Below are 24490 nucleotides of genomic sequence, written 5' to 3' on the forward strand. Positions count from 1 at the left end.
CCCATGCGCGGTCGCGAGCCAGCTAAATCAATCGCCCCCCGCACACGGGCCGTTTCGTCGTCTCCACTCATATTCAACCGGGAAAAACCATGGCCGACCGCAATAACTTCGGTAAACTTCGTGAAGTAATCCAACCGCCCAATCTGATCGAAATTCAGATCCAGTCCTACATGGACTTTTTGCAGAAGGGCGTGCCGGACAAGCAACGCAAGCCGCAAGGCCTTGAAGCCGTTTTCAAGGAGGTCTTCCCCATCTTCTCCTACGACGAACGCCTCACGCTCGAATACCTCTCCTACAACCTCGGCGAGCCCAAGAACTCCGAGATCGAATGCCTCCGCGAAGGCGTCACCTACTCGGTTCCACTCTACGTGAAACTCCGCCTCCGCGAGGCCGACTTCATCAAGGACGAGGAAATCTACATGGGCGAAATCCCCATGGTCACCGAGCGCGGCTCATTCATCATCAACGGCGCCGAGCGCGTCGTCGTCTCGCAGCTCCACCGCTCGCCCGGCATCGCCTTCGAGGTCACGCCGCACCCGAACGGCAAGCCCCTCCACTCCTTCCGCATCATCCCCGACCGCGGCACCTGGCTCGAGGTGCAGTTCGACAACAACGACCTGCTCTACGTCTATCTCGATCGCCGCCGCCGCCGTCGCAAATTCCTCATCACGACCCTCCTGCGCGCCATCGGTTACAGCGCCAACGTCGACCTCCTCAACCTCTTCTACGAGGTCAAGGACATCAAGGTCTCGAAAGCCCTCGGCATGGAGAACGTCTCCACGCTCGTGCTCGTCGAGGACGCCATCGACGTCCAGCAAGGCGTCGTGCTCGCCCGCGCCTTCGAGCCGCTCACGAAACAAATCGTGCGCACCTTCGAGAAACACGACATCACCACCCTCCGCGTCATCGACACCTCGGTTGACGAAGGCGCAATCATCCGCGCCCTCAAGAAAGACCCGACGCAAAACGAGGAGGAAGCCCTCAAGGAAATCTACAAGCGCCTCCGCCCCGGCGAACCGCCCACAACGGCCAACGCCCGCGCGCTGCTCAAGCGCCTCTTCTTCGATCCCAAGCGCTACGACCTCGGCCGCGTCGGCCGCTACAAGGTCAACCAAAAGCTCGGCCTCAAGGCCGACATCGAGCAGCGCATCCTCGAAAGCGACGACGTCGTCGCCGCCACCAAGTATCTCATCCGCCTCAAGCGCGGCGAGGGTGTTGTCGATGATATCGATCACCTCGGCTCGCGCCGCGTCCGCACCGTCGGCGAACTCCTCGCCAACCAGTGCCGCGTCGGCCTCAGCCGCACCGAGCGCCTCGTCCGCGAACGCATGACGATGTATGATCAAAGCGTCGACTCCATCACGCCGCAAAAACTCATCAACCCGAAGGCGCTCACCACCGTCATCCGCGATTTCTTTGCGCGCAGCCAGCTCTCGCAGTTCATGGACCAAATCAACCCGCTCGCCGAAGTGACGCACAAGCGCCGCCTCTCCGCGCTCGGGCCCGGCGGTCTCAACCGCGACCGCGCCGGCTTCGAAGTCCGCGACGTTCACCCGTCGCACTACGGCCGCATCTGCCCCATCGAAACGCCCGAAGGCCCGAACATCGGCCTCATCAACTCCCTCGCCACCTACGCGCACGTCAACGAATTCGGTTTCGTCGAAACGCCCTACCGCGTCGTCAAGGACGGCCGCGTCACCGACAAGATCGACTACCTCACCGCCGACCAGGAGGAGGGCAAGATCATCGCGCAGGCCAATTCCGACCTCGACGACAAGGGCCACTTCATCGGCAAAGTCACCGTCCGCGACGACAAGGGCGACCCGCTCGAAGTCCCCGCCAGCGAAGTCAACTACATGGACGTCTCGCCGAAGCAGGTCATCTCGATCGCCGCCGGCATGATCCCGTTCCTTGAGCACGACGACGCCAACCGCGCGCTCATGGGCGCCAACATGCAACGTCAGGGCGTTCCGCTCCTCCAGACCGAGGCCCCCTTCGTGGGCACCGGCATCGAGGAACGCGTCGCGCGCGACTCCAAGATCGTCGTCGCCGCCGAGGAAGCCGGCATCGTCGCCTCCGTCGACGGCAAGCGCGTCGTCGTCACCAAGGACGGCGAACTCCCGAAAAACTTCGACCGCAACCCGAAATCCGACCCGAAAAACGGCGTCCGCGTTTACGAGCTGCGCAAGTTCATGCGCTCGAACGCGAGCACCTGCTACAACCAGAAGCCCATCGTCAAGAAGGGCCAGAAGATCAAGGCCGGTCAGGTCATCGCCGACGGTCCCTCGACCGACAAGGGCGAGCTCGCCCTCGGCCGCAACATCCTCGTCGCCTTCATGCCGTGGAACGGCTACAACTTCGAGGACGCCATCCTGATCTCCGAGAAAGTTCTCAAGGAGGACATCTACACCTCGATTCACATCCACGAGTTCGAAGTCACCGCGCGTGACACCAAGCTCGGGCCCGAGGAAATCACCCGCGACATTCCGAACGTCGGCGAGGAAGCCCTCAAGAATCTCGACCACAACGGCGTCATCCGCGTCGGCGCCGAGATCAAGCCCGGCGACATCCTCGTCGGCAAGATCACGCCGAAATCGGAAACCGAACTCGCGCCCGAGGAAAAACTCCTTCGCGCCATCTTCGGTGAAAAAGCCGCCGACGTTAAGGACACCTCCCTCGTCGTCCCCTCCGGCACCGCCGGCATCATCATGGACGTGAAAGTTTCCACCCGCCTCGATTTCGAGCAGGAGAAACTCTCGCCCTCCGACCGCCGCCGCCAGACCAAGCAAATCCAGGAGGAATACAAAACCCAAATCGACAAACTCCGCGAAGGCCTCACCGAGGCGCTGTCGAACATCCTCCTCGGCGAAAAAATCCCGCTCGACGTCGTCAACGGCCAGACCGGCGAAATCATCATCCCGGCCAACCGCAAGATCACCAAGACGCTCCTGCGCAAACTCGCCGCCGTCTCCAAGCACATCGAGATCGACCCGTCCCCGGTTCGCATCAAGATCATGGAAATCATCGGCAGCTACCAGTCGAAGTTCGACGAGCTCGAGGGCGACCGCGAGCGCAAGATCCAGAACATCGAGGCCGGCGAGGACAACGGCAACGGCGCCATCAAGCAGGTCAAGGTTTACATCGCCACCAAGCACAAGCTCGAAGTCGGTGACAAGATGGCCGGCCGCCACGGAAACAAAGGCGTCGTCGCCAAGATCGTTCCCGAGGCCGACATGCCCTTCCTGCCGGACGGCACACCCGTCGAAATTTGTCTTAATCCTCTCGGCGTGCCATCGCGCATGAACGTCGGGCAGGTTCTCGAAACCCACCTCGGCTGGGCCTGTAAAAAGCTCGGCATGAAAGTGGCCACGCCCGTGTTCGACGGCATTCCCGAAAAACAAGTCCGCAATTATCTCAAGGAGGCGCACCTGCCCACCTCCGGCAAATCCGTCCTCTTCGACGGACGCACCGGCGAGAAAATCGACCAGCAAGTCGTGGTCGGCTACATCTACATGATGAAGCTGAACCATCTCGTGTCGCACAAGATCCACGCCCGCGCGGTCGGTCCCTATTCGCTCGTCACCCAGCAACCCCTGGGCGGCAAGGCGCAATACGGAGGACAACGTTTCGGCGAAATGGAAGTGTGGGCGCTCGAAGCCTACGGCGCGGCGCACACCCTGCAGGAACTGCTCACCGTCAAGTCGGACGACGTCCAGGGTCGCACCAAGATCTACGAGTCGCTCGTCAAGGGCGACAACACGCTGCAAGCCGGCACGCCGGAATCCTTCAACGTGTTGATCAAGGAAATCCAGTCCCTCGGCCTCGACATCAAACTCAACCGCCGCGACGCCCTCGGCTTCGGCACCGCCGCCAAAGGCTAAACATCCACCGGCATAAATCGGCCTAACTCGATTTATGCCGGCTTAAGTCGAACGCAAATCACCGCAACCAGCATTTTTAAAAATCATGATTCAACCATCCGAACACGCCGCCGGCGCCATTGAGCGCAACGAAGCCCGCACAGCTCTCGGCACCGAGGAGAATCCCTTCGACTGCGTCTCCATCACCGTCGCCGCGCCCGACACCATCCGCCAGTGGTCCAAGGGCGAGGTCAAGAACCCCGAAACGATCAACTACCGCACCTTCAAGCCCGAGCCCGGCGGCCTCTTCTGCCAGAAGATCTTCGGCCCCGTGCGCGACTACGAGTGCGCCTGCGGAAAATACAAGCGCATCAAATACAAGGACGTCACCTGCGATCGTTGCGGCGTTCTCGTCACCATCTCCCGCGTCCGCCGCGAACGCATGGGCCACATCGAGCTCGCCGTTCCCGTCTCGCACATCTGGTTCCTCAAGTCGATGCCCTCGCGCCTCGGCCTCATGCTCGACATGACCGCCCGCGCGCTCGAGCGCGTCATCTATTACGAGAACTACATGGTCATCGATCCGGGCAAGACCCCGCTCGAAGCCAAGCAGCTCCTCACCGATGTCGAATATCGCCAGGCGCTCGACGAATTCGGAGACGACTCCTTTGTTGCCAAGATGGGCGCGGAAGCCGTCCGCGAAGCCCTCGTGAAAATGGACCTCGACGCCACCGTCGTTGAACTCCACGAGCAAATGCGCGCCACCCGCTCGAAGCAGATCAAGAAGAAGCTCTCCAAGCGCCTCAAGGTCATCCAAGGATTCATCCACTCCAAGTCGCGTCCCGAATGGATGGTGCTCGAAGTCCTCCCGGTCATTCCGCCCGACCTTCGCCCGCTCGTTCCGCTCGAAGGCGGCCGTTTCGCCACCTCCGATCTCAACGACCTTTACCGCCGCGTTATCAACCGCAACAACCGGTTGAAAAACCTCATGCAACTCAAGACGCCCGACGTTATCATTCATAACGAAAAGCGCATGTTGCAGGAATCCGTTGACGCGCTCTTCGACAACGGCCGCCATGGCCGCCCCGTCACCGGCGCCGGCAACCGCCCGCTCAAGTCGCTCTCCGACATGCTCAAGGGCAAGCAGGGTCGCTTCCGTCAAAATCTTCTCGGCAAGCGCGTCGACTACTCCGGCCGTTCCGTCATCGTCATCGGCCCCGAGCTCAAGCTCAACCAGTGCGGCCTTCCGAAGAAGATGGCGCTCGTGCTCTTCGAGCCCTTCATCATCCGCCGTTTGAAAGAACTCGGCTTCGTGCACACCGTCCGCGGCGCGCGCAAGATGATCGAGAAAAAATCACCCGAAGTTTGGGACATTTTGGAAGAGGTCACCAAGGGGCACCCCGTGCTCCTCAACCGCGCCCCGACACTTCACCGTTTGTCGATTCAGGCGTTCGAACCCGTGCTTATTGAAGGCGAGGCCATTCGTGTGCATCCCCTTGTCTGCACGGCATATAACGCAGATTTCGACGGCGATCAAATGGCTGTGCACGTCCCGCTTTCACTCGAGGCGATCATGGAGTGCAAGATGCTCATGATGGCGACGAGCAACATCTTTTCGCCCTCGTCCGGCAAGCCCATTCTCACGCCTTCGCAGGATATTGTTCTCGGCGCCTACTACCTCACGCTCAAGCCGCGCAAGGAACCCGCCAAGAACCAGCGCGTGCCCGTTCTCGCCGGCCTGCAGGAAGTCCTCTTCGCCAAGCTCGAAGGCGCCCTCAAGGTTCACGACTGGGTCGATATTCCCAATCCCGACAAGGGCAAGGAAACCATTTTCGGCAACAAGGACAAGCGCACCATCCGCACCACCGTCGGCCGCGTGATCTTCAACCAAGTCTGGCCCGAAGGCCTCGGCTTCGTGAACTTCCCCGTGCCGAAGGGCAAGCTCGGCGACCTTATTCTCAACACCTACAAAGTGTCGGGCAACTACGTCACCGTCGAAACCCTCGACAAGCTCAAGGAGCTCGGCTTCCAGACCGCGTTCCAGGCCGGCATCTCGATCGGTATCGACGACATGATCATCCCCGAGGCCAAGAAGGACGTCGTCGCCGCCTCGCGCAAAAAACTCGCCGAGGTCGAGGCCCAGTTCAGCAAGGGCATCATCACCGACGGCGAGCGCAAAAACAAGGTCATCGACATTTGGACCAGCGCCACCGACCAGATCGCCAAGGCCGTGTTCGCCAAGCTCGAAACCAACGAGGGTCGCGACGAGGTGAATCCGGTTTACGTCATGATGGATTCCGGCGCCCGCGGTAACAAGCAGCAGGTTCGCCAGCTCTGCGGAACCCGCGGACTCATGGCCAAGCCCTCCGGTGAAATTATCGAGCGCCCGATTCTCTCGTCCTTCCGCGAAGGCCTCACCGTTCTCGAATACTTCATCTCCACCCACGGCGCGCGCAAGGGTCTCGCCGACACCGCGCTCAAGACCGCCGACGCCGGCTACCTGACCCGCAAGCTCTGCGACGTTGCGATGGACGTTGTCATCGCCGAGCAGGATTGCGGTTCCCGCGACGGTGTTTGGAAAAAAGCCATCTACGAAGGCGACGACGAAATCGTCCCCCTCCGCGAGCGCATCATCGGCCGCTTCTCGTCCGACGACGTTGTCGATCCCGCCGACGTCAACAAGGTTCTCGTCGCCTCCGGCGAGCTCATCACTGAGGAAATCGCCGCCGCCATCGAGGAGGCCGGCATCGAGCGTGTCAAAATCATGTCGCCGCTCACCTCCACGAGCAAGAGCGGCATCGACGCCAAGAGCTACGGCATCAATCCGGCCACCAACCGCGTCGCCAAGCAGGGCGATTCCGTCGGCATCATCGCCGCGCAATCCATCGGCGAGCCCGGCACGCAGCTCACCATGCGCACCTTCCATATCGGCGGTGTCGCGTCCGGCTCCTTCAAGCAGCCCGAAATCCGCGTTCGCGCCTCCGGTATTGTCAAATACAAGGGCCTCCGCCTCGTGCAAACCGCCGACGGCGCCGCCATCGTGCTCAACAAAACCGGCAGCGTTGAGGTTGTCGACGAAGACGGCCAGGAACTCGAAACCCACAACATCGTTGTCGGCGCGTTCCTCCACGTCGGCGACGGCGACAAGATCGAGAAAGGCGCCATCCTCGCGCAGTGGGATCCGTATAACGTCCCCGTTCTCTCGGAAAAGGGCGGCGTGCTTGTCTTCAAGGACATGATCCCCGGCGTCACCGTGAAGCGCGAACTCGACGAATCCTCCGGCCGCATCGCGACCGTGGTCGTCGAGCACAAGGAAGACCTCAACCCGCAAGTTGAAGTCCGCGACGCCTCCGGCAAACCGCTCGCGGCCTACGCCATTCCCGTCGGCGCGCAGATCACCGTTAACGAAGGCGACACCATCGCCCCCGGCGCCCTCCTCGCGAAGACGCCCCGCCAGGCCTCCAAGACCAAGGACATCACCGGTGGTCTCCCCCGCATCGCCGAGCTCTTCGAAGCCCGCCGCCCGAAGGAAGCCGCCGAAATGGCGCGCATCGATGGCGTCGTTTCCTTCGAGGGTTCGCTCCGCGGCAAGCGCAAGCTCGTCGTCAAGAACGAGGAAACCGCGCAGGAAGAGGAACACCTCATCCCCGCCGGCAAACACATCATCGTGCAACCCGGCGACGTGGTTTACAAAGGCCAGCACCTCACCGAAGGCGCCGCCGATCCGCACGAAATCCTCGAAATCCTCGGGCCCAGCGCGCTCTACGATTTCCTCATCTCGCAAGTGCAGGAAGTTTACCGCCTCCAAGGTGTGACGATTAACGACAAGCACATCGAAATCATCATCCGCCAAATGCTCCGCAAAGTCCGCATCACCGATCCGGGCGACAGCGAGTATTTCTGGGGCGAGCAGGTGGATCGCACGAGCTTCCTCATCAACAACAAGCGCATCGAGGACGCCGGTGGAAAACCCGCCGAGGCCGAGCCGATCCTGTTGGGCATCACGAAAGCATCGCTCGAGACGGAGTCCTTTATCAGTGCCGCCTCCTTCCAGGAAACGACGCGCGTCCTCACCGACGCCTCGACCCTCGGCAAGGTGGACATGCTGAAAGGCTTCAAGGAAAACGTGATCATGGGGCATCTCATCCCCGCCGGCACGGGCCTTCCCGCCTACAAGCGCCTCAAGGTCACATTGCCCTTGGGCGGCGACATCCCGCAAGCCGCCCCCGAGGAGCAGCCCCCCGCCGCTCCCGGCACCGAGGCTGCTGTGTAAAGCGACAGCAATTCAGCGACACGCCAAACTCTCAACGCCACCCGCAAACCGGGTGGCGTTTTTTTGTAGAAACACGCCGTGCACGTTCCCTCATGCGCGAAACTTGGTTGGATTTTTTCTGATAATCAAAAATAGGGAATTGCAAAGCAACAGTGCGGCTGCCTTCGTCGCCACGCTTTCTTCATGAACAAATTCTCCAAAATCGTCCAACGCACCCTCATTCCGACAGTAATTGCATCAGTTATATTCCTCAGCGGTTGCGCCACCCAAATTCGGCCCGCAGCGACGCAAAACCCGCCACCGACCGAGATATTCAACCAGTTTGCCCGCTTTGAAATGAGCCCCGTCACGCTTGCGCCCGCCTATGCCGATAGCGACACCAATAAAAAGGCTCTGCGTAAAATTCAGGAGCACGTCACCTCCCTTTCGTCCCCCATCCTGAATAGTTGGAATCATATCGGCACCCAGCAACCCGTGGGGCGCACCCTGAGCATCACACCGGTGATTACTGAGATTAAATTCATCGGCGGCGCTGCGCGATTTTGGGTCGGTGCCATGGCGGGTAGCTCCGCAGTCGTCATGCGTGTTACTTTTACGGAAAAGGAAACCGGCAATGTCGTGGCCACACCTGAATTCTACGCTGTCGGCAACGCAATGGCCGGAGCTTGGACAGTTGGCGGCGCCGACAATCAAATGCTCTCACTTATCGCAGGTCGCATGACCGACTACATGGGCAGAAACTATACGGAAGCTGTTGGCGGTCCGACCGGTCTTGGGCAAAAATAAACTTGGTGAAGGAAAAGCGCCGGGGTTGCCATCCCGTGTCATCTTTAAAGGATTTCCCTTCTGCCATTTCGCACAGTTGGTCAGACCATTCAGCGCCGCTTTTTGGGTCCCAGCAGTTTCCCGAGGCGTTTTGCGCATTCGATGCGGTCGATTTTCCCGGCGGCGACATCGAGCACAAACCGTTCCCATGCGTCGGCGGCCTTCGTGGTGACGGATTCGTCGGCAAGAAGCCCGTTGAGATCGAGAAAAACAAGGCACGCGCCGAGCGCGGCGCGCTTGTTTCCGTCGATGAAGGGATGGTTGAGGCAAATATAATGAAGATACGCCGCCGCGATTTCGACGGGGTCTTTAATCATTGGCTCACCGAGCATGGTGGCCTGCGGCGCGAGCACTGCCGACTCTAGCATTCCGCGGTCGCGCAGGCTCGGCGCGCCGCCATGCGCGGCGAGAACCTCGTCGTGAATCGCCTCAACCGCCGCCACGGTGAGGTGGGCAATCTCTCGTTTCATGAGAGACGCCGGAATACCCCGGCGTTCTTGCGGATGAGTTTTTTGGCGGAGACGCGGGCGTCCCCGGCGGTGATTTTTCGTTTGATCGGAGTGATCATCACGGTGCCGCCGTCGTGCACGGTGATGTCAACTTGGTCCCCGACCGCGAGGCGGGCCATGTCAAGCAGGGCGGCGTCAAAAATGATTCCCTGGGAGTTCCCGATCTTGGAAATGGTTTTGATCATGGCGTAAAACTATGTTTTACATCATGGGTGTCAATAATCCGATATCATGCAATGCGGCACTGCTCGCGTTGCATCATGGTTTTTGATGGGGCGGGAAGGCAGTGGTGCTTTTCGCAAACAAATCTTTCCTCCCTTTACACCCGCCTTCGCATTTGTTCTCTTGTGCGCTTTTAACAGCACGAAAGCACACACTTTTCCACCCATGTCGAACCACCCTCCGCACGCACACAACCCGAAGAAACCCGTTGACGAGACGCCTCGCGCGCCCACATCGGACGAGCAGCTCAAGAGCTTTTGGCTCAAGAACGAGAAGAGCATCTACATCGTTTGCTTTGTCATAATCCTCGCAGTGGCCGGCGTCGGCGTCTTCCGCAACATGCAGAAGGAAAGCGCCGACAAGGTCGGCCTCGAATACGCCGCGGCCAAATCCACGGACCAGCTTCGCGCCTTCATCACCGCGCATCCCGGGCACCCCCTCGCCACCGCCGCCGAGCTTCGCATCGCCGACGAGGATTATCAGGCCAAGAATTATTCCTCGGCCGCCGCCGCTTACGACAAGGTGGCCGCCGCCAAGTCCCCGATCTTCTCCGGTCGCGCGCTCATTGGCGCGGCCATGTCGAAAGTGCTCGGAGGCGAAGTTCCGGACGGCGAAGCCCGCCTCAAGCAAATCTCCAACGACACGATCCAGACGCCCATCATTCGCGGCGAGGCCACCTACCATCTTGCCACGCTCGCCGCCGACGCCGGACGCACGGCCGAGGCGATCAGCCTCTACAAGCAGGTTGCCGACATTGCGCCCGACACGGTCTGGGCGGAAAACGCCAGCTACCAAGGCGAGCGTCTTTCCGGCGGCGCCAACACGGCCGCGGCCTCGTCCCCGTCGGTCCAGTTTCAATAATCGCCCGACGATCTTGTTCAATTCCAACTTTGAATGACAAAAACGCCTTCGGTGAACGAAGGCGTTTTTTTTGAGAATTGAGAATTGGCCGACTGAAATTCCGTTGGGATTTTCAAAATTCACCCTTCCTTTACCTCCTCGAATTTTCGGCAAATTTTGGTCGGGGCGGAGAGATTCGAACTCTCGACCTCCTGCTCCCAAAGCAGGCGCTCTACCAGGCTAAGCTACACCCCGTCGGTGATAAAAACAATCGACACACGAACCGCCCGAAACCAACCTGTCAACTTTCTAGCGCAACTGTGAACAACTAATGCACTCTCTGCTTGCTACGGCAACTCATTAACCCTAACGGTAATTCAGCAATCTTTAATCCATGGACACTATTTCCTCGCACGAATCTAATACCAACTACCTGCCGCTGGCCGGGGTTATCACCGGAGGCGTCGCGCTTTTGCTCGCGATTTTTGCCTTCGTGCAAGTCAAGTCGATTAAGAACGACATCAACGACATCAGAAGCCTTTCGGATCGTGTTGCGGGCATTGAGACACAACTTTCCCAGGTCGCCGGCGCCGTCCAGGTTGCCAACAATGCGAACCAGGTTGCCAGCAACACGCACAACAGTCTCATGACCGTGGCGAGGGACACCAACGCATCCTTCAAAAAAGTTAGCGATCAGCTCACCGAACTTCGCGAGCGTGTCGAAAGAATGGGCACCCGCACCACCACCCGCCCTCCGCAACAAGCGGCGGCAGGCGGCACTGCGACCGCCGGAAACACCGCCGCGCCCGTCGAGGCCGGAACGGATGTTTACACCGTCAAGAGCGGCGACAACGGCACCAAAATTTTCCGCGCCACCGGGTTCTCCCAAGCGCAGCTTGAGGCCGTCAACCCCGGCATCAATTGGAGCCGCCTGGCCATCGGCCAGCGCATCGTTCTTCCGAAGAAATAAATTTCACGTCCTGAAAAGGAGCCTCCCGCGCCCCCGGGCCCGGGAGGTTTTTGTATCCAAAAACAAAATACACTGTCGCCCGCGCCGTTCAGCTCTCGCTTTTAAAACTCATGCCGTCACGAAAAACAAAACCAAACCCCGCCGCGCCCGCGCGCTGGGAAAAGGGCGCGGACAAGGTCATCACGCGCACGAGCATCTTCGATTTGCGCGCGGCGCGCTACACTCATCCCTCGCGCAAAACGGAGCGCGATTTCTACGTCGTCAACGCGCCCGACTGGGTCAACGTCGTCGCGCTCACGCCCGACCGCCGGCTCGTGCTCGTGCGCCAGTTTCGTTTCGGCATAAATGATTTTTCACTGGAAATCCCCGGCGGCGTCATCGATCCCGGCGAGACCGATCCCGTCGCCGCCGGCCTGCGCGAACTGCGCGAGGAAACCGGCTACGAAAGCCGCGACGCCCGCCTGCTCGGAAGCATTCATCCCAATCCCGCGTTTTTGAACAACCGCTGCCATCTTGTGTTTGCCGGGCAATGTGAAAAGACAACGGGCGTCGAATGGGACGAGGACGAGGAAATTGAGGTTTCGCTCGCTCCCGTCGACCAGGTTTACGAGTGGGCGCGCACGGGCAAAATCACGCACAGTCTCGTGCTCGACGCGCTGTTCCTTTTTGCTCCATATTGGGAAAAATTGAAATGACACGCACCGCCCCCAAGCCCGCCATCAAGCGCACCGTTGACATGCAAACCATCTCCGAATGGGTGGAGCCGCATTCGCGCGTGCTCGACCTCGGATGCGGGCGCGGCGTGCTTCTCGAGTCGCTTGTGCACTCGAAGGACGTGCAGGCCGTGGGCGTTGATCTCGATGTCGGAAAAATCGCCGCGTGCATACGCCGCGGCATCACGGCGTATCAAGGCGACATGCTCGCGTTCATGCGCGCGTTTCCGGACGGGCATTTCTCGCGAGTCATTTGCTCGCGCACGCTCGAGGAGGTCGGCAATCCCTCGGCGGTGATCGCGGAGGCGTTGCGCGTTGCCCGCGCCGTGGCGGTCGGTTTTGTGAACCACGGTTATTGGAGAAACCGGCTCGATACATTTTTTCACGGACGCAAGCCGCGCAACGAGGTCTACACGACGCCGTGGCACGAGAGCCGTCCGGCGAACCTGGCGAGCATCGCCGACTTCGAGCAGTTTTGCGCGGAAAAAAACATTCGTGTCGCGCGCCGTGTTTTTCTGCGCGGCGACTGGAAAACCCCCTGCCGCGCGTTTCCCAACCTGCGTGCCGGCTACGCGCTCTACGACTTGACGCGCTGAAACGCGTCGCGCCGCCCTCGCTCTGTTGCCCTTCGCTGAAAAGCAGACTTGGCAGTCCGCGCCTTCGCGCGCATGATTCCTGTTCTTCATTTTGCCCACACTCATGTCGCAACACCAAGCCCCCCAGCCGTTCGAGCCCTACATACCCGACAACACCAAGCTCCCCGAGTTTACCCTGCGCGCAGTCCTCACCGGCGCGATTCTCGGCATGGTCTTCGGCGCGTCGTCACTCTATCTCGTCCTCAAGGTCGGTCTCACCGTGAGCGCGTCGATTCCGGTCGCGGTCATTTCGCTGGCGCTGTTTCGTGGGCTCTCGAAGCTCGGCGTGCGCGACTCCTCCATTCTCGAAAACAACATCACGCAGACCGCCGGCTCCGCGGGCGAGTCAATCGCGTTCGGCGTGGGCGTCACCATGCCGGCGATTTTTATCCTCGGCTTCGACCTTGAGCTCACGCGCGTGATGCTTGTGGCGATCCTCGGCGGGCTGCTCGGCATCCTCATGATGATTCCGCTGCGCCGCACGCACATCGTCGAGGATCACGGCAAGTTGAAATATCCCGAGGGCACCGCGTGCGCCGCCGTGCTCAAGGCCGGTGCCAACGCGCGGGATCGCGCCGTCGCCTCGCCCTCCGCCCAGGCCGATATGCGCGCCGCCGAGGCCGCCGGGCTCGGCAATGCTCCCGGCGCCATCCAGATTTTCACGGGCTTCGGAATCGGGCTCGTTTACAAAACACTCAATGTCGCCATGCGCGGGTGGCAGGATATTCCGCAGAAAATTTTCGGCAAACCGCTCGCGGGCGGTTCGATCTCGGCGGAGGTTTCGCCGGAGCTGCTCGGCGTCGGCTACATCATCGGCCCGCGCATCTCGGGCATCATGTGCGCGGGTGGCGCGCTTTCGTATTTGGTGCTGATTCCGTTGATAAAATTTTTCGGCGACGGCATCAACGGCATCGTCGAGCCCGGCACCATTCCCATCAGCGAAATGCCCATCGAGGGAGCGAACAGTATTCGCGACGCGTATATCCTTTACATCGGCGCGGGCGCGGTGGCGTCCGCCGGCATCATCAGCATGGTGCAGGCAATGCCGGCCATCTGGCGCGGCATCAAGGCCGGCTTCGCGGATATTCGCGGGATGCCGCGGCCCGGCGAAAACGCCCCCGGGAAAAACGGCTCCACCGCGCGCACGCAGCGCGACCTTCCGATGAAAACCGTGTTCATCGGCATTCTCGCGCTCATCGCGGTCATTTCCCTCGCGCCCTCGCTGCACATGAACGTGCTCGGCGCGCTGCTCATTGTTCTTTTCGGATTTTTGTTTGTCACGGTTTCGTCGCGCATCACCGGCGAGATCGGTTCCACGTCGAACCCGGTTTCGGGCATGACTGTGGCGACGCTGCTGTTCACCTGCCTCGTGTTCCTGATCGTGGGATGGACGGGCAGTCAGTATTACGTGACGGCGCTTTCCGTTGGCGCGATCGTGTGCATCGCGGCGTCGAACGGCGGCACGACTTCGCAGGATTTGAAGACGGGTTTCCTGCTCGGCGCGACCCCGCGCTCGCAGCAACTGGCGATTTTGATCGGTGCGTTTGCGGCGGCGCTCGTGCTCGGGCCGCTGTTGAGTTTGCTCAACAACGGGAGCACGGTTTATGTGCCGGTTGCGCAAGTCGCCCCCGCGGGAATCCAGGTCGATGTCAGCGCGCTCTCGCGCAAGGAATCGCTGCACGGCCCGCAAAGTCGCGACGACTCCGGCGTTTATTACACCTGGCACAACACCGACCCCAAGGCCGGCATCGAGGGCAAGTATTTGGTTAATGAAAAAGGCGTGGCGGTCTGGTTTGTTGATCCGGGCATCAACGGCTCGTTTGACACACGCCCGGACGGCAGCAAGGTGCGCAAGTTTGTCGCCCCGAAGGCGACGCTCATGTCGTATATAATTAAGGGCATTCTCGACCAGCGCCTGCCGTGGGCGCTGGTGCTGCTCGGTGTGATGATCACGGTGACGCTGCAGCTTTCCTTTATTCCCGCGCTCGCGTTTGCGGTGGGTGTGTATCTGCCGCTTTCGTCCACGACGCCGATTCTTGCGGGCGGCATGATCCGCTGGTTGATCGACCGCTGGATGAGCCGGAAGTCCTCCCACGCGAATCTCACGCCGGAGCAGTTTAATGCCGAAAGCGACAAGAGCCCCGGTGTGCTGCTCTCGTCCGGCTACATCGCGGGCGGTGCGATAGGCGGCATTGTGTTTGCGGTGCTGGCGGGCTTTTTCCCCGGCGCGGACAACGCCATCGCAACTTGGGCGCAAAATCACAACCCGCTCTACAACGGCCCTCACGCCGGGTTGCTTTCGCTGATCCCCTTCGCGCTGCTGGCGATTTTCCTCTACGGCGTGGCCAGGGAATGGTTCTTGTCGCCGAGGAAAAAATAGGCGTGGGCATGGGAGATTCTTAATAATGAAAAAACAACTGCTCGATCACATCAGGCGCATGGAGCGGGAGCTTGCCGCGATCGAATCCTCTCCCTGCGAAAACAGGCGCCCCGGGCATCTTCGCGCCCTGCTTGCCTATCACCTTGCGCAAACACAGGCCTTTCAGCACGAACGCCTGATCCATCTGCTCGTAACGCTCTTTTTCGCGATGTTCCTGCTTGCGGCGGCCATTGGCGCGATATTTCTGCCCACCTGGCAAATGCTTGCGGTCACGATTATTCTCACACTCACCGAAATCTGCTACCTGCGCCATTATTACGTGCTCGAGAATAATACCCAAAAACTCTACCCGCTCACACAACGATTGCACGCGCTGCAATCCGGGAAACGGTAATATATAAAAGCGTATCCTAAAATTTGGGGATACGCGCGGTGCAAACGGTGTCCGATGAGATTATCCCGTTTGATTTCACCGGCTGGCGCTGACTCAGCGGATTTTTTCAATCACCTTGCGCAATTCCTCGTTCTCCGGCCACGCGCGAACCCTCGCTGCAAGCATGTCGAGATATTCCTTCGGCAGTTTCACATCCGTGTGCGTCCATACCTGTGCAAATTGCACATACGTCTGTTGCGACGCGCCGTTTTGCTTGAGCGCCTCGGCTAGCGGCTCGATGACGGTGTTCAGTTCGTCTTTCGTCAGTCTATGCTTTTCACCTTTTAGTTCCAAAAGGTTTTCGAGTCGCAGTCGTGAAAGCGTGCGCCATGCCTCGGGGCGCACGACTTGTTTCGACGCCATCGCTTTTTCGAGCATGGCGACCGCGCTGTGTTTCCGCCCGTGTGCGGCTTCGCTCAGGCCAAACGCGGCGACAAACTCCGGATCGTTGCGCGCTTGCGTGGACGCTTCGCTGGCTTTGAGCAGCACCTGGTTCGCTATGTCGCGCTCGCCGCAAAGCACGAACCAATCGCTCAAAATCCGCGCTGTCTCGCTGCGGCGTGATGGGCGAAGCTTCGGCACGGGCGGAATGTCTTTCCGATTAAATTTCGCCACGACAATATCAGGCGGACCCCATGGATTGCGACTGTAATCGGAGTCCTTCCTAGCGATCTCCTTGAAGGAATCATACATGCGCGTGCGAAACGCGTCGTAGTCCACGCCAAAGCACTCCTTGAATACAGACTCGTTCGTTTGTTGTTTCTCCGTGTGCACAACAAACCGCGCAAAGGCTGCGCGTGTTTTGTCATCCGCCATGAACGTGCAATAATACATAAAATCCCGCGTCTCCCGCGTCGTGATGAGCGAGGCCTGTATATTCGCGATGGCATGTCGATCGTGTCTTGTTTTCCTCGACCTTGGTTCGAGAAATTCACCTAGGCTCGCATTTGGTGCGAGTGCGTAATTGCGCCAGATTTTCTTTTGAAGCGCGACAGTTTTCTTGTCGGTTCCTCGTGGATAATCCGATGCATTGCGCAATAGATTGGTTTCACACGAGATGCAATAACGGCCGAAGATCATTTCATGATCGTCAATCGAAAACCATGCAGGTCGGTAGGCATGGGGTGGGGTGGATCGTGTGTATTTGTAGATCGGTGACTCGAAGCTGTCAACTAGGTGCGCTTGGCCGAATCCCCCCGAGTGCCCGCGCAAGCCGTTGAGCGCGGTCGCGAGCCACGGCGGGCTGTCGTGCCCGGTCTGAATCTTAACGCACATGAGTAGATGATTAAGCGCGATGTCGATGGCATTTTCGGTCACTCGTTCCTCAAATGATGTGTCGGCGTCGAGATATGCTTGAGTGATGAGTTTGAGGAACACGGCTTGTTCGCCGTCGTGGAACCCGCGCATGGAAGTTTGCTTTGCGGATTCGGAACTTACACGATCCATGCTGACACCCATCGGCGATCTGTCGTAGGCATGCTGCAGGTCTTCCTTGCCAGTGAGCACAAGGTAGCGGTCGATGCCTTGGTCGTTGATGAAGATGATTTTTGCGGGCAACTCGCGCTGCATGCGAAAGAGCGGGTTGTTCTTTTCGAACGTGCCTATGATTTGCTCCGCGCGCTGCATGATGCGCGAGACGAGTTTGCTGTAGTCGACAGCCGAGAGAATTTCGAAATGCTCCGAGCGTGTGTAACGCCAATCATGCCTCTTGGTGGACACGGTGAGCGTGTCGAGTGTGATGACCTCTTCACCAGCCGCGTGGGCGTGCATCGGCGCGAACACAAACGCCAGTAGAAAAAACAATACGCTCGGGGTTGTTTTCACAAACGGTAGGATGCGTGATGCGTGTGCAAAGGCAAGTGAAATAAGAGTCCTTTGTTCTTCTCAAAGAACAAAAAAATAAAACCGTGCCGCATCCACCCTTAAAACATCAATCATTTTGACCACTGCATCGGATTTTTTAAAGTGCCATTAGTTTACATTTTTATAATCATACTTTTAATCGCATCCACGCGGCTGCCATCTTATTTTTGAACCCGTTTGCTTTCCGTCTCCAATAATATTCAGGTTTTTCACGAGACGGTATCAAATATATTAAAATATCTACTGCTGTCAGCCTGCATTATCTTTCTTGGCCCACAAGCATTGGCGTAGGAGGAGTTTGGGGCGGGCGGCGGAGATGATTATGATACTTTTTTCAATTGCGATTCTGCCGAATATGGAGGCAGTAATTTTCTGTGCGGTAATTGCGTGGACCATGCTTGTCCGGACACCGAGTGTATGGACGGATGTCCCATTTTTGACTACGTTGATTGCAAGTGTTCAAGATGCATCTTTTGTGGCGACTATGTTTGGATGTGTTTCGGTTCCTGTATGGAAGGGTGCCCTTTGTGCGATAGTGACGGAGACTGCTTTACAACTCATCCTTGATGGATTGATCCCGATAACCTCGACCTCGGCCCCGAGATCATTCTTTCCAACCCACCTGTGTACTGCTCCACTTGCGGCAGAAATGACTGTTGCGGGCATAAGGTTTGCAAATAACGGACCGTGTAAAAATATAATCGACATCACGCTTAATTATCTGCTTATGGATCAAGGTGGGCGCGAACGCCTGCCTAGGCGTTTGATGAAAAGAAAAACACAACCCATTTAGTTTTGCACTTTGGCGCATTTGTATTCGACCACGCACAAAACTTTGAAATGTGTCTTTTTATAAACATTCCGTGAAAAAAACATTCTTCTGCCCTTTTCTTGTTTTTCTATTCTGCCTTTTTGTTTCCGGTTTTGCGGGCGCACAATCGGCATGCAGTATCAAGCCGGTTAATTTGCGAACAGAGTATCTCGACAGGCCGGAGGGGCTTGATGAAAGGAAGCCCCGGTTTGGTTGGGCGTTTGAGGCTGCAAACCCCGACGGGCGCGGTCAGGGGCAGACTGCCTATCGTGTGATTGTTAAATGCGGGGAATGCACCGCTTGGGATTCCGACTGGGTTGCATCGAATCGGATGCAGCAGATCGAGTATCAGGGAAAGTCGCTGAAGTCCGACCGTCGTTATACATGGACGCTGCTCGTGAAAGATGAAAATGGCATCGAGGCGCCGCCCGCGCAAAGCGAATGGACGACCGGTTTGTTTGAACAATCGGAATGGAGCGCGAAGTGGATCGGCTCCGATGAGGTTTTTGATTATAAAATCGGCATGAAAAAAGGCGACTGCAACATCGCCGATCCCTGGTTGCGCAAGACATTTATGCTAAATGAAAAACCGGGGCGCGCGGTCCTGTTCGTCGCCTCGGTCGGTTATCATGAATTGTATGTGAACGGGAAACAAATCGACAGCCACCATGTGCTTTCCCCGGCGGCGACCGACCATACAAAGAGGGCGCGATATATCGCCTACGATATTGCCGGGGCGCTTCAACCGGGGAAAAACGCCATTGTCATTTGGCTGGGCGCGTCGTGGTCGATTTTTCCCGGTTATATAACGGAAAATCTTCCGCGCACTCCAATCGTTCGCGCGCAGGCGGATATTTATAAAAATCGAAGCGACACATCGCCCCTTCTTCGCCTGCAAACAGATGAAACATGGAAAACACTTCCAAGCCCGAATAGGCTTTTGGGCTCTTGGGATTTTGGCAACATGGGCGGCGAAATCTTTGACGGCTTGCGGGAGCAGGAGATGGATGATTTCTCCAGTGTTTCCCTTGATGATACAAATTGGAAAAGTGCCACAGTATATAATCCGAAACTTCAGGTGACGGCGCAGCGAGTTGAGAAAAATCGCCTTTTCGACGAAATCCGCCCGGTCGCAATTGAAGATCGTGGCGATGGCGTCTGGCGTGTTGACATGGGGGTAAATTTTGCCGGCTGGACGGAAATCAAAATCGCGGGAAATCCCGGCGACCGGATTGATTTTCTGTTTTCCGAGAGACTGCAGAACGAAATGACTTTCCGGAATCGGAGCGCATATATAATCGGAGCATCGGGGCGGGGCGTTTTTCGCAATCGCTTTAATTATAGCTCCGGGCGCTGGATCACAATTAAAGGCCTCAAGGCGAGGCCGGTGCTTGATGATATTCGCGGGTGGAATGTGCGCACGGATGCCGGGCGCGCAACGACGTTCGAGTGCTCCGATCCCCTGCAAAACTGGATATATGATCGTGTTTGCTGGATATTTGAAAACCTTTCGATTGGCGGGATGGTTGTCGATTGTCCCCAGCGCGAGCGAATGGGTTACGGCGGCGACGCCCATGCGACGGCGGAAACCGCCATGTATAATTATCGCATGGCCGCATTTTATACAAAGTGGCTGGAGGACTGGCGCGACGTGCAGGGAACCGAGGCGATGGTTGGCAGCATGAATGATCCGGATTATGCGCGGAAAGCGGAAACCAGCGGACGGCTTCTTGGAGGCGGCATCATGCCGCACACGGCCCCGACCTATTGGGGCGGCGGCGGTCCCGGCTGGGGCGGCATTTGCGTTGTCCTGCCATGGTATCTTTATCAACACGAGGGGGACGCGCGCGTTCTCGAAACCAATTTTGACATGATAAAGAAATGGCTCGCGTTTCTTGACACGCATGTCGAGGGCGGCCTGCTCAAGCGTTTTGGCGGCAAGTGGGATTTTCTTGGCGACTGGCTCTGGCCAAACGCGACCGCCGAGGGCATGAACAACGACAGCGCGCAAACACTATGCCTTAATAATTGTTATCGCGTGTATAATATTAAAACGGCGGCGAAGATTGCGCGCGTCCTTGGCAGGGAGGCGGAGGCCGCGGAATGGGAAAACCAAGCCCGCGTTTCGAGCCGCGCGATTCATGAAAAATACTACAATGCCGGCGACAGCAGTTATGCCGACGGATCAATGGCGTGCCTGGCAGGCGCATTGCTTGCGGATGTGATGCCTTCGGAATTGCGGGGCGAGGTTATGCAACGCTTGGAGTATGAAATCCTGGTCGTGCGCAAAGGCCGCATGCACGCCGGAATCACCGCGGGTGCGATGCTTTTTAAGGTGCTCCGCGACGAGGACAGGCACGATCTGCTCCATTCCATGACATCGCAAACGGATTACCCAAGCTGGGATTATATGCGGGAAAATGGCGCGACGACACTTTGGGAGATGTGGGAAAAAGACCTGCGCGGGCACTCGCTCCTGCACAGCTCGTATTTGTTTCCGGGCGCTTGGTATGTTGACGGTATTGCTGGAATCAAGCGCGACCCGGAGCATCCCGGCTTTCAGCATTTCATAATACGCCCGCCCCATCCCGGGGATGTTGGGGTGACATGGGCGAAGGCGGCGTTTGATTCGCCCGCCGGGCTGATTCGGTCTGCTTGGGAAATCGACGCAAACGGAAACATGCGGCTGCGCGTCAGCGTGCCCCCGAACACAAGCGCGACCATTTTTCTTCCTGACAACAAACGGTGCCATAAAATCATGAGGGTCGGCGCGGGAAATTACACATTTCAGGCCGGGTTTTAGATGTGTTTTCGGGGTAGAATATTCTATAAACTGTGCCGTGGCACTTGTTTAAATCCCATCAAGCGATTCCGTTTTTTGCAAATTTTCCACGCAATTATCTTCTTTGCTTTGCGCCCGGAGTAATGAAGATGCTTGGCTGACAATTCGTCCTTTTTTACATTCTGCACCTTCGCATCGTTGATGAAGCAGTTCACACATTCTGCCCGCGCATTTTCCTCCCTGTTTTTCACAGTGATGGCCGCGGCGCTTTTTTCACTCGGCTCGGGAGGCTCATGCCTGCGCGCGCAATCGGCCGCCACCGCGCCGCAGGACCGCATTTTCGCGCCGGCTCCCGGGTTCAACCGCGAGGCCGCCAGTGTCGTCGCCCTGCTTGAGCAATTTCACTACAATCGCAACGCCGTCAGGCCCGCCGACTACGCCGAGATCATCCCCAATTTCATGACCGACTTTGACGGGCAGCGCCTCTTTTTCCTCGAGTCCGACAAGGTTGCGTTCACCACCCGTTACAGTCCGCGCTGGGTTTACAACAACCTCACCAGTCTCGGCAAAACCGACCCCGCCTACGATATTTTCAACGTCTATGCCAGGCGCGTCACCGACCGCATCAAATGGGCGCTCGACAAACTCGACGCCATCACATCCGACGACCTTGCCGGAACCGACGGCTACCTCTACGACCGCAAGGACGCCCCCTGGCCCGTCGACATGGCCGAGGCCGACGCCCTCTGGATGCAACGCCTCAAAAACGAAATCATCGGCGAAATGCTCAACGAAAAGAGTCTCGAAGACGCCGGGAAAAACATTCGCAAGCGCTACGAACGCTGGCTCAAAAATCTCGCCGACATTGAGCCGAAGGACATTTCTGAAACCTACCTCACCACCGTCGCCCATCTCTACGATCCGCACACCGCCTACATGTCCGCCGAAACCCTTGAGGAGTTCAGCATCGGCATCAAACTCCAGCTCATCGGCATCGGCGCGGTCCTCTCAATCGAGGATGATTATTGCACCATTCAGGAAGTCGTCGTGGGCGGCCCCGCCGACCTGAGCAAACAACTTCAGCCAAAGGATAAAATCATCGCGGTCGCCGAGGACGGGCATGAGCCCGTTGACGTCATCGGCATGAAACTCCGCAAAATTGTGCAGCTTATTCGGGGCAAAAAAGACACCAAGGTTCACCTCACCGTCATTCCCGCCGCCGACTCCTCCCAGCGCAAACAAATCATCATCACGCGCGATGTTGTCAGTCTCGACGCCTCGCGCGCGCGCGGCGCCATCCACGAGGTTCCCTCTCCCGACGGCAAGGGCACGACGCCCATCGGCGTCATCACGCTCCCCGGTTTCTACGACGCCGGCATCAATGACAAGGGCGAGCCCAGCCCCAGCGCCACGCAGGATATTGCCAGGCTCATCACCCAGTTTCAGCAAAGCGAAACCGGCATTCAGGGTCTCGTCATCGACCTTCGCGGCAACGGCGGCGGCCTCCTCTCCGAGGCCATCAAGCTCACCGGCCTCTTCGTGAAAGCCGGCCCTGTTGTCCAAGTCAAAAATTACTACGGCCAAGTGCAGGTGGACAGCAGCGAGGCGCCCGAGCCCCTTTACACCGGTCCCCTTGCCGTGCTCGTCTCGCGCTTCTCCGCCTCCGCCTCCGAGATCGTTGCCGGCGCGCTTCAAAACTACGGCCGCGCCATCATTGTCGGCGACAGCTCCACGCATGGCAAAGGCACCGTGCAGCAACTCCTCGAAATGCAGCAGCTCGTCCCCGCGCTCGCCCGCCTCAACAGCAAAACCGGCGGCGTGAAGCTCACCATTCAAAAATTCTACCTCCCCAACGGCGACTCCACCCAGCTCAAGGGCGTTGTTTCCGACATCCCGCTGCCGTCGATCGACGACTACCTGCCCATCGGTGAAAAAAGCCTTCCGCGCGCGCTTGCATGGGACGAAATCACACCGAGCAGATACGAGGGTTCCGCTCTCCATCCCGATCTTCTCGAGGCTCTTCGCGAAGCCAGTGAAAAACGCCAGCAATCACTCGAGGAGTTTGGTTATTTCCGCAAAAGCATCGACTGGTTTAAGACGCGCCAGGAGCAAAAAATCCTGTCGCTCAACCTTGATGAACGGCTTGCGCAACAAACCCGCGACAAAGCATTCAAGAAAGGGCAGGACGAGGAGCGCAACCGCCTTGCCGCCGCCGTCGGCTATACTTCCAAGGAGTTTCTCCTCGGTCCGCCAAAGGAAAAAAGGCGCAAGGCCTCGAAGACGCCCTCGGCAAACACCGTCCCTCCCGCGAGCGCCGAGCCCCTCCCCGAATCCACCCCTGACGCCGGGGATGACAAGCAGCCGGCGCTTCCCGACCAAAGCAGCGCCATTCCCAAAACCCTTCCGGACGGTATTCGCTTGGCGGGGACCAGTGTTGCCAGCTCCGGTAATGCCGATGCTCAGCCCGGCGCTGACGCGTCAGCCACCGGAAGCGACGAGGCCACTATCAGCGACGAGCAACTGGAGGAGGATTCCAAGAAACTCGACATCCATCTTCGCGAAACCCTGCGCGTGTTGAACGACGCCATTAACATGGCCAGGCACCCCGGCCCCAGTGTCGCCGCCAACGCTCCCGCGCCCCTGACCGCCGCCGCTGTCGGGCGCCGTTAATTCATTCGCCGGCAATTCGCCTTTTCAAAAAACCGCCAGTGCGCACCATGCCGTCGCGCACTGAAAACCGGGACGCGCTGTGATGCGTCAAGTTGGGCAAAGCTGGCACGAAATTTGCGTTGAAAAATCAATGCGTGGAAACAAAACGCGTTTTTCTAACTGCGTAATTGATTGTATTGCAACGAAATGCGCGGACAAAAAGTCGAGGGTTATTTTATACTGGAACCCGTGCGGAAAAGCCTGTCTGTCAAAGTTCGCGCCGGTGAAAACCTAACTAATCTGGTTTTTCGACCGACGCAAAAAACAAACAATAATCCACCTAACCATCCATATGAAATTCATCTACACTGCAGTTATCGCCCTTGCCGTTCTCGCTTTCGCCGGTTGCGGCGCGAAGAAAGAAGCGCTCCCCTCCACGCAAAACGCGCCCAAGTTTGAAAATGCCGCGACCAACGAATTCGTTAAGGCTTATTCCGACGTGGCCAACGAGGTCGCCGTCGCCTACAAGGCGAAGGACTACACCAAGATCGCATCCCTCTCGACCAAGATGGCTGAAATTACAGGCAAGAGTGCCGACGCCCTCAAGGGTCTCAAGGAAGCCGACACCAAGAAGCTCACCGACTGGATCAACGCTGTCACCCAGGAGCTGGCTGACGCCGCCGCGAAGGCAGCAAAGTAAGTCCTGTATTTTCGGATGAACCGGC

15 protein-coding genes and 1 tRNA gene are annotated in these 24490 nt (G+C 58.3%); 12 read left to right on the forward strand and 4 right to left on the reverse strand.

Annotated features, from left to right (window positions below):
- Positions 1–89: 89 nt before the first annotated feature.
- The 3 genes from rpoB (at position 90) to CKA38_RS06870 (ending at position 8919) form a co-directional block, all read left to right on the forward strand.
- Positions 90–3881, forward strand: coding sequence for a DNA-directed RNA polymerase subunit beta (gene rpoB, locus CKA38_RS06860; RefSeq protein WP_108824816.1), 3792 nt, complete (start codon positions 90–92; stop codon positions 3879–3881).
- A gap of 85 nt (positions 3882–3966) precedes the next feature.
- On the forward strand, positions 3967–8133 hold the full coding sequence (gene rpoC / locus CKA38_RS06865) for a DNA-directed RNA polymerase subunit beta' (RefSeq protein WP_192881154.1): 4167 nt from the start codon (positions 3967–3969) through the stop codon (positions 8131–8133).
- 183 nt (positions 8134–8316) lie between these two features.
- Positions 8317–8919: a hypothetical protein gene (locus CKA38_RS06870; RefSeq protein WP_108824818.1), complete on the forward strand. Its 603-nt coding sequence runs from the start codon at positions 8317–8319 to the stop codon at positions 8917–8919.
- A gap of 89 nt (positions 8920–9008) precedes the next feature.
- Here CKA38_RS06870 and CKA38_RS06875 read toward each other — a convergent pair whose 3' ends face one another.
- Both CKA38_RS06875 and CKA38_RS06880 read right to left on the reverse strand, forming a co-directional pair.
- Positions 9009–9428, reverse strand: a complete 420-nt coding sequence (locus tag CKA38_RS06875) for a type II toxin-antitoxin system death-on-curing family toxin (protein ID WP_108824819.1) — start codon at positions 9426–9428, stop codon at positions 9009–9011.
- The gene (locus tag CKA38_RS06880) at positions 9425–9652 is read right to left on the reverse strand and encodes an AbrB/MazE/SpoVT family DNA-binding domain-containing protein (RefSeq protein ID WP_108824820.1); all 228 of its coding nucleotides are present in this window, start codon (positions 9650–9652) and stop codon (positions 9425–9427) included. Before CKA38_RS06880 ends, CKA38_RS06875 begins: the two co-directional genes overlap by 4 nt.
- Before the next feature lie 202 nt (positions 9653–9854).
- Here CKA38_RS06880 and CKA38_RS06885 point away from each other — a divergent pair, with 202 nt between their 5' ends.
- Positions 9855–10550, forward strand: coding sequence for a tetratricopeptide repeat protein (locus tag CKA38_RS06885; RefSeq protein ID WP_161554782.1), 696 nt, complete (start codon positions 9855–9857; stop codon positions 10548–10550).
- 157 nt (positions 10551–10707) lie between these two features.
- Here the strand turns inward: CKA38_RS06885 and CKA38_RS06890 are convergent.
- A tRNA-Pro gene (locus CKA38_RS06890) sits at positions 10708–10784 on the reverse strand.
- Positions 10785–10923: 139 nt separating this feature from the next.
- On the opposite strand from CKA38_RS06890, the gene CKA38_RS06895 reads away from it, so the two are divergent.
- From CKA38_RS06895 to CKA38_RS06915, 5 genes are all read left to right on the forward strand, one after another.
- Positions 10924–11499, forward strand: coding sequence for a LysM peptidoglycan-binding domain-containing protein (locus CKA38_RS06895; RefSeq protein WP_108824822.1), 576 nt, complete (start codon positions 10924–10926; stop codon positions 11497–11499).
- A 110-nt stretch (positions 11500–11609) separates the two neighbouring features.
- Positions 11610–12194, forward strand: a complete 585-nt coding sequence (locus CKA38_RS06900) for an NUDIX hydrolase (protein ID WP_108826465.1) — start codon at positions 11610–11612, stop codon at positions 12192–12194.
- Positions 12191–12808: a methionine biosynthesis protein MetW gene (locus CKA38_RS06905; protein ID WP_202863975.1), complete on the forward strand. Its 618-nt coding sequence runs from the start codon at positions 12191–12193 to the stop codon at positions 12806–12808. Before CKA38_RS06900 ends, CKA38_RS06905 begins: the two co-directional genes overlap by 4 nt.
- A 103-nt stretch (positions 12809–12911) precedes the next feature.
- Complete coding sequence (locus CKA38_RS06910) at positions 12912–15227, forward strand: OPT family oligopeptide transporter (RefSeq protein WP_108824823.1); 2316 nt, start codon at positions 12912–12914, stop codon at positions 15225–15227.
- A gap of 25 nt (positions 15228–15252) precedes the next feature.
- On the forward strand, positions 15253–15621 hold the full coding sequence (locus tag CKA38_RS06915; RefSeq protein WP_108824824.1) for a hypothetical protein: 369 nt from the start codon (positions 15253–15255) through the stop codon (positions 15619–15621).
- A 93-nt stretch (positions 15622–15714) separates the two neighbouring features.
- Here CKA38_RS06915 and CKA38_RS06920 read toward each other — a convergent pair whose 3' ends face one another.
- Positions 15715–17484 (reverse strand): hypothetical protein, encoded by a 1770-nt coding sequence (locus CKA38_RS06920; protein ID WP_152032713.1) that lies wholly within the window; start codon positions 17482–17484, stop codon positions 15715–15717.
- A 902-nt stretch (positions 17485–18386) separates the two neighbouring features.
- Here CKA38_RS06920 and CKA38_RS06925 point away from each other — a divergent pair.
- The 3 genes from CKA38_RS06925 (at position 18387) to CKA38_RS06935 (ending at position 24465) form a co-directional block, all read left to right on the forward strand.
- Positions 18387–21137, forward strand: coding sequence for a family 78 glycoside hydrolase catalytic domain (locus CKA38_RS06925; RefSeq protein WP_108826467.1), 2751 nt, complete (start codon positions 18387–18389; stop codon positions 21135–21137).
- 234 nt (positions 21138–21371) lie between these two features.
- Positions 21372–23786 (forward strand): carboxy terminal-processing peptidase, encoded by a 2415-nt coding sequence (locus tag CKA38_RS06930; RefSeq protein WP_152032714.1) that lies wholly within the window; start codon positions 21372–21374, stop codon positions 23784–23786.
- Between the two features lie 331 nt (positions 23787–24117).
- Positions 24118–24465, forward strand: a complete 348-nt coding sequence (locus CKA38_RS06935; protein ID WP_108824827.1) for a hypothetical protein — start codon at positions 24118–24120, stop codon at positions 24463–24465.
- Positions 24466–24490: the final 25 nt, after the last annotated feature.

The organism is Ereboglobus luteus (assembly GCF_003096195.1).
Lineage (GTDB): Bacteria > Verrucomicrobiota > Verrucomicrobiia > Opitutales > Opitutaceae > Ereboglobus > Ereboglobus luteus.